The organism is Acidobacteriota bacterium, from assembly GCA_035529075.1.
Lineage (GTDB): Bacteria > Zixibacteria > MSB-5A5 > GN15 > FEB-12 > DATKXK01.
The window spans coordinates 1-14,275 of sequence record DATKXK010000012.1 but is presented as its reverse complement, the minus strand read 5'-3'; the positions used below and the strand labels follow the sequence as shown (position 1 = coordinate 14,275).

The following is a 14,275-nucleotide window of genomic DNA, read 5'->3' as shown; positions in this document are numbered from 1 at the left end:
CGCGGGGTGGAGCAGTCTGGTAGCTCGTCGGGCTCATAACCCGAAGGTCGGCGGTTCAAATCCGCCCCCCGCTACCAAGCTTAAGCCCCTGAAGTTCAACAACTTCGGGGGTTCCTTTTTTTGGGGAAATACCTTCAGAAACCGGATTTTCTAACAGTTTTCTAACAAAATTTCCGAAAACTGTTTTGTCTAATCTCCGAGCCGCATCGTTTTCAAGGTTCGGCATTAAATGTCCGTAGCGATCAAGAGTCGTTTTTGCCGACGAATGACCGAGTTGAGACTGGATAAATTTAATGTTCTCTCCTTGAGAGATTAACAGTGATGCGTAAGAGTGCCGGAGATCATGGAAGCGTATCCGGCGCAAGCCTGCTCTGTCCAGTGCGGAATGAAACTCCCGCTTGATTAGGTTTTCGGGATTAAGGGGAAACCCGTTTTCATTGGAGAATATCAAACCCAATTCGGATTTTCTTCCAAGTAAACGATGCTGTTCAAATGCCTGACGAAGTATTGGAGTAATAACAATCCGTCGAATTGAATTCTTCGATTTCGGATTGACGAATTCTCCTCGATAGATCGAACGTCTGACCGATATTTGATTGGAGTTCCAATCAATATCGACCCACTGCAAAGCCAAAAGCTCTCCGCGTCGCATGCCAGTCATTACGGCTGTCAAAAACAGCGGGTAATGGTTTGGATTGACATTATCAAGGAAAAGTCGAATTTCTTCGGGTGTGAAAAAATCCATCTCTTCCAATTCGACACGGGGACGCTTCACATACAGTGAAGGGTCACGTTTGATAAATCCCCAAGCAACGGCATGCTTGAACATTTCCTTAAGAGGCACCAAAAAGTTTACAACGGATTTCGGAGTCAGCTTTTCTTTCGTAATCTTTTCAGATACGAACTTCTGAATGTCGGACGTCGATATCCGATGCAAGAACTGCTTACCAAAACGAGGATTCAAGTGAAGCCTCACGATGGTTTCGTAGCTGTTGTAAGTAGATGCTTTCACAGAGATTTTGGCATAGTCAGACAACCATTTTGCCGAATACTCTTCGAAGAGAATCTTCTCAAACTCCTGATAAGTTCCGGCATTGATCTGATTCATCCTTTTTGCCAAGAGCTTCTCTGCGGTTCTTTTGCTACCGCCAGCTCGTTCCCATTTCTGGGTTCCTCCGTCCCGATAAACCGCATACCAATTTCCAGAGCGTTGCACAACGCTTCCTTTTGCCAATTCGCTTTCACCTCCTTTCTGTGTGGCAGATTGAATAAATCGAACCATATCCGGCAGTGCCAAGACTGACGGATTGGTTTCGTGATTGTGGTAAACGGTTGCGAGCATACCGCAATGTATTAATTAGACAAATCATTGTCAATCACATAGGCTACTGCGGACTGTCCACACATTTGATTCTCAGGTAATCGATAACCTCTTCCTCTGCAAACCGCAGATATTTGCCTATTTTGTAATGCGGTATATGATCCGTGCTTCCATTTCGAGTCCGGTCATAAATCCATGAGACCGGTACGTTTAGCTTTTCAGCCAATTCCTGAACATTTAATAACTTCTGCATATATCAATCTCCTATTGCCAACGGCTGTTTACGATTTCTTCCTCTTCGTGGGTTACGTCAATGACCGTAGATTCTCTCTGAACGATTTGCAATCTTCGTTCTTCGATAAGCTTGTCAACGGTGGCTGCCGGTAACGCATACTTTTCATTGGAGCGGGCGACCACCTTTTGACAGTCTTTTTCTCGTACCCGAACCTCATCGACATAAGCGATAAATACCGGCATGGTATTGTCGTCTTTCAGCTTGATTTGGGCGTGTCGCTGGGGTTGGCACATAACCCATGCTATATATTGCTCCTTAATCTCTTCAATCGAGTAAAACTGACGGCTCGACAATTCCTGCTCTCGCATAAACTCATAAAACGGCACGATGGATTTGCTGCTGGATTCCGATTCGCTGTTGCTCAAAGTCTCACTGAAACTTGAAGAGGAACCGGATGACGACATAGAAAAATCATTCGAAGCGCGACCGAATGACTCTGAATTGGTCATTGAATAAACATCCATCGGATACAAAAAGCCATCGGCAGGAATAAGATGATTCGCACTTCCCGAACCGAATGAATTTGATGAACCCGAACCGCCCCCATAACTGTCGGAAGTACCTTCGGTACTCACCTCGCCTTTTGTTCGGGAAGTTGACGTTCCGCTACTTACTACCTCTCGAACCGTCTCATGAGGGGTCAAAAGCGTGTGATGGATTTCATCCTTGATTTTGTCTCCATGTATCTGACCGGCAAACAGTTCACCGACCAATTCTTCGCTGTCCTGCCTGCTCGACTTGAACGCTACCTTTACATCACAGTTGGTCATGACGTTTTCGAAGTATCCGGGGATGCGTTTGATCTGAGTCAGTGTTTGATAGCAAAGTGTGAAGTAAATTCCGAATTTGCGAAGTGCCTGAAGCGAATATGGAAGGTCGTTGGAAGTCAGCTCAGCAGCTTCATCGGCAATAACGAAAAACGGCTTTCTCGCCTGCCGTTTGGTTCGTTGGAAAGCGTAGTTTATAATCTGGTCAACCAAGAGAATCCCCAGAATCTGCTGGCACTCTCTGGAAACTTTCAGGGGTGCCAGGTTGACCAGAATAATCCGTCCCTTCTCGATAGCTTCGCCAATATCGATGGTCGATTCCCTTTGCCCGATAATGCGTCTGATAGGGTCTGAGAGAATCATCTTCGCGGCTCGATTCAACGGAGCTTCGATTAAATTCTCCTTTTCCGACCGTTTGGTAATTGCGTCGAAACCCTGCCACTCTCTTTTGACATAGTTATTTTGAACATTATCCAGAACCGATTCCCGATAGAGTGAGCTTGAGACCGACAGGAAATCGAGCATGTCCGCCAACGTCAGATTCGCCTCAATCAAAGACATGAGAAGGTTGCGTTGCCAGCGTTCCAATCTCGGTTTTGTTTCACCTTCCGCTTCTCCGAACACTTTCGCAATTGCCTTCATTACCTGTGAAGCGTGCGCCGACACGTCCATGCCATTTGGCGATAGGAAATTTAAGCCGACTGAGTTTTCATTATCATTGGGATTGATTAAAACGACACGATTACGATAGCCCGCAACCGTCACATACGCCAGTAAGTCGTCGTAGAGTGAGCCGTGTGGATCGAGCAGTATCAACCCGTGATTATTATCAAGATGATACCGTATCCGCAATTCCAGCATTTTGCTCTTGCCCCTGCCGGTTCCGCCCACGATGAGCCAATGTAGGAACATATCGTCATAATCAATTATCTGTTGTCTGCCGTTCAGCGTATTCTGACCGATATTAAATCCTCGTTCCATTGTTATCTCCTCGTTCCCCGCTGAAATATCTGACGGTCATAGAAGTCAATAAATTCGTCAGCCGTATCGGGGAACTTTTCGTTTACCATTTTGATAAAGGCTGCCCGGCTCATGACTCTTTTGGCGATAGAATCCAGAATCGCCTGCTCTCGTGCCTCGGACAGCTTTTGCTGTTTCTTGATTTTCGATAGCTCTTTGAGATGCTCGTCCTGTTTTTCAACCGGTTTGTATTTGGCTTTTATCTGCACAAGCCGTTCGATTATGTCTACTTTGTACATGAGACTGTCGCGCTCGTAGCGTGCTATGGCTCGATCAGTCCCCGCCTTAAGCAATCTCAATTTGCTAACGATATCCGCATACTTCTGATATATGTCCGCCTGCTTCTGGGTGATCACAAGTTTGTGTTCCAGTTCCTCTCTCTGCCACTGGCGGGCTGCCAGTTGTGCTCGACGGCATTTCTCGTTCTCAATGAGAACATCAAGTTCCTCGATGATTCTCTCTCGTTGGCTCCAGCTCAGGTCAGGATTGTCATAAACATTGCGCATAACCCTTCCTCGAACCATCTCCAGAGAGGTAGTGCCGAGCACTTGCTCGGCACTACCTTCCTGTTTGACTGGCAGAGTCACGACTTCAGTTCCTGATCGACAATCTTGCTGAGGATCTCGGAGTCGACTTCGCTTCCCAGAAGAGGTGCCTGGTTCACTTCCTTCTGGAAGAGCTTGTAGCCTCCATAGACTGCCAAACAGACAAGCGCTCCGGCGAAGATCGAGGCTCCGATATCGGGAGTTTCCTGCTCTTTGCGACCGGTTTCCTTTTGTGATTCCATGATTCATCCTTTCGGTTAAGGGTTGTTGTTCTAATCACGGAATCAAATTGCGTAATAGACGCTGTTATGTCCACACAGGGGATTTGTAAGGATTGTAAGGATAGAATCAGAGGCGGGGAATTTTGTAACCGGAACCGGTCTCGGTCTTGATAATCTTCTTGCTACCGAGTTTGTTTCTTATTTCCGCAATGAAATAATGCGCTCGACGTGGCACTCCCTGCAAATCATCAACGTATGTTTCATAGCAACCGATAATCCTTTTGTTGCTGACGGCAGTACCTTCGTTCTCGACTAACAGCCTGAATATCTCCAGCTGTAAATTGGAAAAATGGTTTATTGGTAGGTTTCCGTCTCCGTAGATTTCTCCGGTCTTCAAATCGACACGAACGCCGTCACGAGAGAACATGGTGAGCTGTTCGGTTTTGAGTGATTCAATAAGAATGTTCAGTTCATTCTCCAGCTTTTTAATGAATAAGCCTGTCTGATGCGAGCTATCTATTCCGGTATTGGTCAACTCGCGTACTTTGCCGGCTAATTCGCCTACCTGTTTACTCTGGCTTTTCTTATTGAGATAGCCCAATGACAGGCTGAGCTGTTCCAGAACTTGCTTCAAGATACTGCTGTGCAGGAAATAGCTGGGTGCTATCGTATCGAGTACGCGCCAGAAATATTCGACGGCTCGTTTATAATCTTCCAAACCGTTGTAGGCGGTTCCGAATCCCAACGCAACAAAAGGAAAATAGGATTCGGATTTGAATTTCTTGATTTGCTTTTCGCAAAAGCGATACCACTCTAAAGCTCGCTCAAAGTCCTGTTTATGCAAAAGCAAATTGCCGACTCGCCTGAGAATCTCGGCGGTTTTGGTCGGCACTTTGCGCTTGTCGGATTTATCAAGGGCGTTGTTGTAAAGCCTTTCCGCTTTGTCAAAATCCCCTATTGAGCGGAATATATCGCCCTGATTTAAGATACTCTCGACTTGGTAATCGTATAGCTTGTGTTTCTCGGACAGCGATTCGACCTGCTCGAATAATTCCAACGCCCTGTCATAGTCACCGACCGTTCCGCATACAAGCCCTTGCTGAATAATTGCCTCAAGCATGGCTTCGGTTCGTTTTAAGTGCTTGGATATTTTCAGAGCTTCTCTGAGATACACGGAAGCTTCTTTGAAATTCTGCCGAAGGCTATCCAGCGAAGCCAACTGTACCAAAGCATCGGCTTCAAGATCAGGAAGACTTTCATCTCTGGCGATAATTAACGCTTCGACGGTGAACTCTTCCGCTTGTTTGTATTCCAAGTATTGAAGGTATAAGTAGCCCGACTCAATCAGGGCATTGGCGTATGTCGAGCGAGAACATTTATCGGAAGCGAGTTTATTGATTGTCGCGGATAGGCGTTTCGCTTTGGACGCTTCTCCCGAAGACATATGCGACTTCATCTGGATAAGAAGGCATTCGATCTGACGTTCATAATCCTTTGAAGCTTTAGCCTGTATCAACCCCTTTTCGGAGAGTTTCATAGCGGATGTAAAATCGTCGTTCCAATAACGGTCATCCGCTTTCTTGACATACGCCTCAATGGATTCAATCGAAGCCTTCTTCATTTCTCAGTCCTTATCAATATTGTCTCTTCTGTAAAATTCCAGCTTCATCATTCCGCATCGCCTGGGACTTCAATGAGGCGGAAGTCCTCAAACGACCAGAGCAACGCTACCACCTATAACGTGCTCTGCTCCTACATGACAGCTTGGTCAAATGGCGAGGAGAACGGAATGTATGAAGCTGGAACTCCATTTTATTCCACCATGCTCATCAGGTCGTTTTGCGGGTTCGGCGTGATCCAGCATTTGGAAAATATCGATTCCGGTTCCTTAATGCTGAATGATTCCGGTGGAGTGAACCAAAACAGCGAATTCGTTACGAAAAACTTCCCCAGAGCCGGAAATTCCGCAAATATGCTCGCGATGCGTCCCGACAGGCGTTTGTCCGGTTTGACTGCTCCGGGGGTTACAAAAAGAACCTGAAAGCCGGTAATCATCTGACGGTCTTCAATAAAGCGGTCGACACACGCGTCGATTCCGACAATTTGTCCATTTGGAAGCTGCCGGTACGCGTACCGTTTTGGGAATTTCTTCGATTTACGATACAGCCGGTATCCAATAAGTTTCCGCCTTATGTCGGTGCGTTGCTTTGACGACACGATTGGTTCGGTTCCCCGATCGACTTCCAAGAAAAAATGCGTTTTGCCTTCACCGATAACTTCCAAACCGAAAAAAGCATCTGCGTGAACCGGAAACCGTTCGTCTTGGCCCTTTTCATTGACTCCGATTACAGAGTCCCTGATGGAATCGCCCTGCTCCCAGAAAAGCAGCTTGAACTTGTCTTCGTGCCGTTGGCAGGCCAGTTCAAGAATCGCTCGAAATGCAGCCACTTCCAAAGCGTGCCTTAAGAACGGAGATTTGACCTTGTTGCTCTCGATAATCCGCTGAGTAATTCTAGGCGGAATATCGAGCCTTTCTTGGAGAATCTTCGGGCATGCCGGTCCCAGACCGTAAATGGCTCGCGGCGAGCCATGCCCTCTGCCCATCGGCTGATCGGTAATGTAATGCCGTTCCAGGTACCGAGCGTTGAAAAGCTGTTTTAGCCGCTTGGACAACGCCTGTGGTCCAAATCCGTGGCTTGTGGGACGTTTCTTGCCGTCCGAGCCAACGGAATATGAAACGGCGCGGGACTGGCTATCTGTCTGCAACAGTTGCCAGAGCAACTCACTACTTAAGAACCGATGGTCATAGACCAACCTGAGGATCATGAAATCCCGGTCTCTCAAAACCAAATCAGGGAAAGCCCCTTTATTCGGGACATATCGTGAGAGTCGTTTCTTTTGGGTGGGTTTGGTCATCTTCTTGTAATCCCCGTTTCCGGCTTGCCGGAATCTTTATCTTAGACGCCCCCTCGTCGGAGGCCGAACTCGTCCCAAAAACCGAAATCCGCAGGATACTGGTTTTTGGCTGACGATTCGTGTCCGCCCGACTTCGCTCGCTTCGGTTTGCCCCTCCGCTGACATGTAGATGCGGGGCAAACCCGAGTAAGGAAACAATTCATTGTTTCCGGCGAAGCCGATGGCTCTCCCGGTTCCTGGTCTGCTTCGGATTTGTTTCACCAGCACATCCGTCGTCGTTAACGGTAGAAGCAGACTAGGCAGAGAGCCAAGGGAAGGGAGCGAAGTCGGGCGGAGAGCGACATCACGTTCCCCTTACCTCACAACACCTTACGTGTTGTCGAAAGTAGAAATGAAAATATATCATTTCTACTCTCAAGAAGCATAATTTTAGTGCTTCTGGCAAGGGAAAAGTGATGGAGTGAACCAGACCGACGAGGGGGCGTCTTATCTTTAACGACCACGACGCAAGTGGTCGTATTTCAATCACCGATTGAAATTGTTTTCAAGGAGCTTACGATGTTCGTCGTTTCTTACAGTAATAGCATAGTTTGCCGAATTTAAGCTTCTGTTTGCAGATTCGGCATTTTGACGGTAAACCAACATGGATTTTTTCCTTTCCAAAAGGTCGTCTTCTTAAATTAACACTCATAGATATTTACAATTAGCCTATGGTTAGGGTTACATGTGTTTCGGGCTGTCAAGATGAACATCTATCTGGTCAGATACACAATTATCTGGCCAATAGCCAGTTGCGGGTTGATCGGGCACTGCTGATATTCTGGCGAATGAAGGTTAAGCCGATTGCAACAGCGTCGAGTAAGTTCAGATTATATCTCAGGACCCATTTTTTGTCCGACTGGAGATACACTTTCAGTTCATCGAACGAGATCACAATCGTCTGGGCGACCCGGATTTTACTGGCATTTCCGTCATTGCATATCTCCTTGCGGATCGTTCTGGGGTCATATTCGTAGACCAGCACACCAAGCTTCTTGGCGATATACTTCATTTTCGAGATACCCAGCGTTAACCGAAAGTTCTGTTTGATTTGAGAAAATGTATTTCGTTCCAGAGCGAGATAATCCGGTTTCTTCTCTTTCATCAGGCGACTGATAATCTCCTCAAGGTGCGTGAGAATTACTACATCCGAGCCTTGTCTGATAGTCTTGACTCCGTAATCGACAAGCTCTGTTCCTTCGAAAGAAGCGAATCCCATGTGCCTGGTTCCGGGATCAATTGCCAGGATTTTTATTTTATTTTTCCGCATATTTGTTCAGGAGATAAAAGAATAAGGCAGACTTCGACTTCCTGATTTTGCTGACCGGTACTTTGGTGGTTTCCTCAAAAGCTTTTCTGATGGTCGACTCATCGTGCCTTTGGAAAATGTACCGGTACAATTCGGTGCGGTGTGCCTCCTGAAATGTTTTGGCAATCTCGGTTGCGAGATCGTCTTTTGACGACGGTTCTTTCTTTTGAATTTGCATGTTTGTTTTGGTTAGTGATTATTTATAAAGCTGTAATAGTTCATTCCAAGTGTTCCCCGTACATCTCATGTTGAATCTGCTTATAGTGATCTAAGAACAACAGTTCGACAGGACATTTGAGTGCAGCGGATAGTTTCAGGGCATTTCTCAGTGAAGGTAGTTTCTGACCAGTTTCCCAGCGGTAGATATCACACGGTTGTTTCAGTCCTAACAGTTCCGAAACGTCCCGCTGCCGAAGATACCGTTTCTTACGGTATCTTCGGATTTGATTCCTATCAATTGTTTTTAGGTCACGGGACATGAATTTGCGATTTTTATTTTTGTTTTCTTAAGTAACCCTAAAACATGCGTTATTGAGTATCAATAAGCCGAAGTACCACCAAAATGTGGATAGTAATAGTGAACAATAGGACAAATGCCCATGAATGGCTTGTTCCATAGGATAGCTTTGATTTTGCAAATAAAAACAGATAACTTTACAGGATATTCCGAAAAATTGCAAGCCTTAGCTTTAAATGACGATTTTGTCATTTAACCGGAAGCCGATCAGCTAAAACAAAAAACATGTGCGGTCATTTTACACATGTATTCTAATTATTCTATTGATGCTTCAGAAAACCTTACAATTGCCTACAAAAAGTAGCTCATTGGCTTTTTGTATATTTGTGCCAGCCTTTTAAGCTCAATTACATCAATCTTCCTCTGGGCGAGTTCAATTTTGGACATATACGACTGGGATTTCGCCAAGAGCTTTGCGGCTTCGACCTGGCTCAAACCGGCTTCTTTGCGTGCCTTGACAATTCGGCCTATGAGTCTCTTATGTTCTTTTGAATAGATAATGCTTTCCATATTTGTGTGCTTTATAGATATATGATATACTCCAATACAGAATGGTACAAAACGGACTATCAAGTAGCAGACTACGCTCACTGATCGCATCGGTTTTCCACAAAGTGGGGGGACTTTCACACCGGTTTGTCTCACTATCAAAACAGCCACGTAATAGGTATAATATCCCCCATGCCCATTACACAAAAACAAATACAAACATTCCGACACATATACCGATTGCGATATGAGAAAGAAATATCCGATCAAGAAGCATTGGATATCATCACTCGGTTTTTGAATCTCATAAACATCATTAGGGGAAATGAATCACGTAACAATATACGCAAGAAAATCGACTGAATCAGAAGATAGACAAGTCCAGTCTATTGAATCCCAGGTCAAGGAACTGAAAGCACACGCCACTAGAATGAACTGGATCGTCGATAAGGTTTTCACTGAAAGCAAATCCGCAAAAGCTCCCGGCCGGGAAGTTTTTGACGAACTTTATGCTGACATACAAAACAACAAGATTACAGAACTACTCTGCTGGAAACTTGACAGACTTGCTCGCAACCCTATCGACGGCGGTGCTCTCATTTGGGCTATGGAAGAAAACAAGCTCAAGCATATTCATACACCACAAAGATCATTCTTCAATTCCGGGAATGACAAGTTTTGGCTACAACTGGAATTTGGTATGGCCAAGAAATATATTGACGACCTGAGCGATAATGTTAAGCGAGGACAAAGAGCAAAACTGGAAAAAGGATGGTACCCTGCCCAAGCACCGCTGGGATACCTAAACAAATTAGAGGATCATACTATAATTCCTGATCCGGAACGATTTAAGATTATCCGAAAAATGTGGGATTTGATGCTGACAGGTGGCTATACGCTTCCGCAAGTCTTGGATATCGGCAGTAACAAATATGGACTGCGCTCCAGAATATACAAATCCGGTGGGGGCAATCCAATAAGCCATTCATCGGTATACTATATGTTCTCCAACCCGTTTTATTATGGTACGTTTGAATATCACGGAAAGTTATATAAGGGCAACCACGAACCAATGGTCACAAAAAAGGAGTTTCACAAAGTTCAATGCTTTATTCATTCACCAACCTCGACAAGACCAAAGCAATATAGATTCCAGTATACCGGACTGATAAAATGCGGTGAATGTGGAGCCTCAATAACTGCCGAGCACAAAACAAATCGCTTTGGAAGCAAGTACATCTACTATCATTGCACCAAGAGAAGGACAAGATGTTCACAGAGATATATCGAAGAGAGAGAGCTTAATGAACAATTCGTATCCTACTTGCACTCGGTCACATACGATCAGTATTTGCTCGAATTCCTTCTGCATATCAGTGAAACGCAGGAAGACCCGCATGAAAATAATAACAAAATGGAGATTGCTTCGCTCAAGAAAAGGATTGTTCAGAATGAAAAGAATCTATCGGAACTCCTGAAAATAAAGCTGAGAGAATTACTGAGCGATGAAGATTTCTTGTCAAAAAAACAAGAATTGGAAAAAGAAAAGAAATTACTGGAACGTGAACTTAGAAAAGCCACCGATGGATATGACAGTGCAAAAGCAGAAGCAATTGACGCGTTCAAATTCATGACAAAACTAAGGCAATCATTTATGTCCGGGTCAATCGAAGAAAAAAAAGCAGCAGTACGTCAGATCGGTTCGAACCTCGTTTTGACGGACAAAAATCTGCTAATACAAGCCAAAGAACCGTTTGATAATATCTTCAATCACATAGAATCCATCAAGCCCTATAATATTCGGTTCGAACCCTTAATACATGGCTTACCTAACGGAAAAAACCCTGCTTTAGACAGGGCTGTTTCCAGGCTTCGGGGATTAGTGGACGAAGTTCGAACCTATTATCAAAAAATCTGGGCGTTATCCACAAAATGATGGGACTTTAGGCTGACCTTAGTCGATAATGTTCGAACTTATTTTAGCAAATTATCGAGTTTTCCACAAAATAGGGTGTGAAAAGCCTAATCTGTTTAATCCCGTCATATGGGAGAGAACGTTTAAAAGCTTCACTACAAGCAGCGTCGGGGGAGGTGTGGTATTCCGCTGTTTTATCCTGGAGTCGAAAAAACACTATAACTACTCAAAATATTGTTAACCGGTAAGTAATTACGAGTGCGGTCGATCACATCTTGGCAACAACCCGTAATCTGATATTCGACCTTATCAATCGATTTCCCAACAATTGTCACTTTAGGTGATTTCCCATGTTTGGGGCATCTTACTGAGCCGAGTTTCTTCTTAACGGACTCAATGACGTGATCATAGATTGCTTTCTCAAGGACATCCCCAATTCTATTGGGACTAACTGCTCGACCATTGATTTTGAACTGTATGTCTATCATCTTAGACTCCTATTTATTATGATTCCTGATTAAGGGGGAATCGCTCGATCTTTGTTTTATTGTAATAAGTCAGCTTCATATGACCTGTGGACTTGCGGTCTGTCCAATATTCTCCCTCAAGTATCTTCTCAGATCTCAAACTTATTCGCAGTCGTGCAGAACCATAGTGTATTTCACTACGGTTTCTAACGGTAGACTTCGGCACGTTGGAATAACTATAGCTGAGAATCTGCTTACCAACCTCTTCATCGATACATAAAGCAGCCGCGTCGCTTTCGGAGGTCGATTCCTCCGTAAACATAGTGATGTTTGTAGTCCGAAGTGTTTGTCGAATCACTATGTAAACCTCGATTGGCCCTGGTATTTGTCCTGTGTCAGGATTTTTCCAAGTCGTTTGCATAGTTCCCTTCCAAGTCCCCTGAATGACTGGTGTCGTCACTAACCACCTACGGAAAACAGAACATTTCCAAAGCCATTTGACAAAGACAAACACCAAAAGAGCATAGACTCCGATAACATCTGGAATTAGTTTTACGGCTTCCCACCCGATTTCTAATGACACCCCCTTAATAACAAGTAGCACAACCCAAATCAGCAGGAACACTGCTGCTTGAAACCCAATTGAGATTTGATCACGAATGGAATTCATACTGTCTTCATTTAAATCCTATATAGTCCCAAGCGGCAACAACAAACTTATGTACTTGTTCAACGGTCCAAGGTGGGCTCCCACGAAACAAATATTTAAGCTCGTTGATTTCCCCCCACTCATCACAATTTTCCTTAGAGATGGTGCTGTTAATAAGATGGGTAAGGATGTAGCGAACATCTGCAGTGTATGTCTGATTATGAAATCCCTCATCAGGCACATTCCACGCTAGGCATTCCAGCAAATACGATGGAATCGGTGACGCTGCTTCATAACCGTTATCTTCCAAGGTATTGCGAAGACGCTTCAATATCCTAACCCCCGCCTTGAAACCTTTGCTTGTGTTCTTATTCTTGGTCACACCGTTATCGTAGTTTTGATTAGGCCAGTTGATTACGCTGCCACCATTATCTGGCCGAAACTCGGTTCCCGATTCGTACCGGTGACCGCCATTTACGGTTCTCATGTAGCGCCGATGTTCGAAACAGGCCACTACATCCGCATCAACCCTGTACGAATTCTCGTGAATATCAAAAGCTTTGTTGCCTCGTTGTACGTTTGACGCCCCGAAATAATCATTCAGTGCAGCATGCGCGTCGTTCTTGAACATCGTATACGTGTAAGGATGATCACTGAGTCCAATATCCTTGTCGGTGAGACCTTCTCCGAATTGATAGTCTGCGAAACACACGTTGGTACAGAGAACGCAAATATCAACATCACTTTCGCGCCTGACGTTTGTTCGGTTGCGATAGGACCCTTGAGGAAATACTGTAATGTCATATTCGCTCAGTTTGCTGGAGCTTCTGATTGCGGTACTAATCTGCCTGGCGGCGTTGTCGCACTTCTCCTGTTCTGTCTGGCTCGGTGGCGAAGCCCATGATTTGAACGTATCTTCAAAGCTCATATTTGGTTAATTAATGTTTCTTATCTTTCGGCGGACAGGGGTCGTTCCCCGGCGGGACGGTGTCACTATCCCTAATCTTGCCGTTTAATCCATGAATGCGAACCTCGCCGCCACCTGAGTTTCCAGAAAGTCGTTTGGCGATCTGCTCTGCTTCACGTTGGGTCTTGGCAAAGTCGCTAACCCGCTTTGCATTCTCGCGCTGAACTTTCCATTGTCCAGATTTCTGGTCTTTCGATACGTGATAGTTTGACATAATTTGCTACCTCATAATTCTATTACTGTTTGCACCACGCCTAGAATCTGAAAGTCGTTGGTCAGGATTATTGGCTGGTGCTGTTTGTTAGTTGATTTTGGTTTCAAGATTATTGCATTACTGGTTCTATGAAATTCTTTGATAGTCGCTTCCTCGTCAATCAAGGCGACAACACGGTCGCCATTTTCGGCACTCGGTTGTTGGCGAACCAAAACAAGATTGCCGTCTTGAATACCTTTCTGATTCATCGAATCACCAATGGCTCGGAGTAGAAAGTAACGATATGGAGCCCGAGCTAGCTTGGTTGACACAGGGAAGACTCCTTCTATGTTCTCATCAGCAAATACAGGAGTTCCGCAAGGTGCTGAACCGACAAGAGGAACGTCTACCGTCTTGGCGTGGGAATCTGTTCCGGGCTTTTCCTTACGCAACCGTATTTGCCCCCGACCTGGCCTTGATATGAAACCCTTAGATTCGAGTTTCTCTGACCTGCCCCCCATATTTCGTTCCAGTTTGAGAGTTATTATGTTGGACTGGATCGAGGAAGGAGGATCTAATGGGCAGGCAACGATTTACAGTAGAAAGTATCGTCCGCAAGCTTCGGGAAGCGGAAGTGGAGCTGTC

13 protein-coding genes and 1 tRNA gene are annotated in these 14,275 nt (G+C 45.0%); 2 read left to right on the top strand and 12 right to left on the bottom strand.

Features of this window, described 5'->3' with window-relative positions:
• A tRNA-Met gene (locus VMY05_06495) sits at positions 1-77 on the top strand.
• Here the strand turns inward: VMY05_06495 and VMY05_06490 are convergent.
• The 8 genes from VMY05_06490 to VMY05_06455 form a co-directional block, all read right to left on the bottom strand.
• A complete protein-coding gene (locus VMY05_06490; GenBank protein ID HUV30715.1) occupies positions 56-1,342 on the bottom strand; it encodes a site-specific integrase in 1,287 nt (428 codons plus the stop codon). The genes VMY05_06495 and VMY05_06490 overlap by 22 nt on opposite strands.
• A gap of 243 nt (positions 1,343-1,585) precedes the next feature.
• A complete protein-coding gene (locus VMY05_06485; GenBank protein HUV30714.1) occupies positions 1,586-3,364 on the bottom strand; it encodes a type IV secretion system DNA-binding domain-containing protein in 1,779 nt (592 codons plus the stop codon).
• A gap of 2 nt (positions 3,365-3,366) precedes the next feature.
• Positions 3,367-3,990: a hypothetical protein gene (locus tag VMY05_06480; GenBank protein ID HUV30713.1), complete on the bottom strand. Its 624-nt coding sequence runs from the start codon at positions 3,988-3,990 to the stop codon at positions 3,367-3,369.
• Positions 3,987-4,190, bottom strand: a complete 204-nt coding sequence (locus VMY05_06475) for a hypothetical protein (protein ID HUV30712.1) — start codon at positions 4,188-4,190, stop codon at positions 3,987-3,989. The genes VMY05_06480 and VMY05_06475 overlap by 4 nt, the downstream gene beginning before the upstream one ends.
• Before the next feature lie 106 nt (positions 4,191-4,296).
• Positions 4,297-5,790, bottom strand: coding sequence for a tetratricopeptide repeat protein (locus VMY05_06470; GenBank protein ID HUV30711.1), 1,494 nt, complete (start codon positions 5,788-5,790; stop codon positions 4,297-4,299).
• 191 nt (positions 5,791-5,981) lie between these two features.
• A complete protein-coding gene (locus VMY05_06465) occupies positions 5,982-7,085 on the bottom strand; it encodes a replication-relaxation family protein (GenBank protein HUV30710.1) in 1,104 nt (367 codons plus the stop codon).
• A 772-nt stretch (positions 7,086-7,857) separates the two neighbouring features.
• Complete coding sequence (locus VMY05_06460) at positions 7,858-8,394, bottom strand: crossover junction endodeoxyribonuclease RuvC (GenBank protein HUV30709.1); 537 nt, start codon at positions 8,392-8,394, stop codon at positions 7,858-7,860.
• 847 nt (positions 8,395-9,241) lie between these two features.
• Positions 9,242-9,460: a helix-turn-helix transcriptional regulator gene (locus tag VMY05_06455; protein HUV30708.1), complete on the bottom strand. Its 219-nt coding sequence runs from the start codon at positions 9,458-9,460 to the stop codon at positions 9,242-9,244.
• Positions 9,461-9,764: 304 nt separating this feature from the next.
• On the opposite strand from VMY05_06455, the gene VMY05_06450 reads away from it, so the two are divergent.
• A complete protein-coding gene (locus VMY05_06450) occupies positions 9,765-11,375 on the top strand; it encodes a recombinase family protein (GenBank protein ID HUV30707.1) in 1,611 nt (536 codons plus the stop codon).
• Between the two features lie 483 nt (positions 11,376-11,858).
• Here VMY05_06450 and VMY05_06445 read toward each other — a convergent pair whose 3' ends face one another.
• From VMY05_06445 to lexA, 4 genes are read right to left on the bottom strand one after another with little or no spacing between them, the layout of a single operon-like run.
• Positions 11,859-12,491, bottom strand: coding sequence for a hypothetical protein (locus VMY05_06445; GenBank protein HUV30706.1), 633 nt, complete (start codon positions 12,489-12,491; stop codon positions 11,859-11,861).
• A 7-nt stretch (positions 12,492-12,498) separates the two neighbouring features.
• Positions 12,499-13,398: a nucleotidyltransferase gene (locus VMY05_06440; GenBank protein HUV30705.1), complete on the bottom strand. Its 900-nt coding sequence runs from the start codon at positions 13,396-13,398 to the stop codon at positions 12,499-12,501.
• A gap of 10 nt (positions 13,399-13,408) precedes the next feature.
• Positions 13,409-13,651, bottom strand: coding sequence for a DUF2188 domain-containing protein (locus VMY05_06435; GenBank protein HUV30704.1), 243 nt, complete (start codon positions 13,649-13,651; stop codon positions 13,409-13,411).
• An 11-nt stretch (positions 13,652-13,662) separates the two neighbouring features.
• Entirely contained in the window at positions 13,663-14,163 is a 501-nt protein-coding gene (gene lexA, locus VMY05_06430; protein ID HUV30703.1) for a transcriptional repressor LexA, read from the bottom strand.
• Between the last annotated feature and the right edge of the window lie 112 nt (positions 14,164-14,275).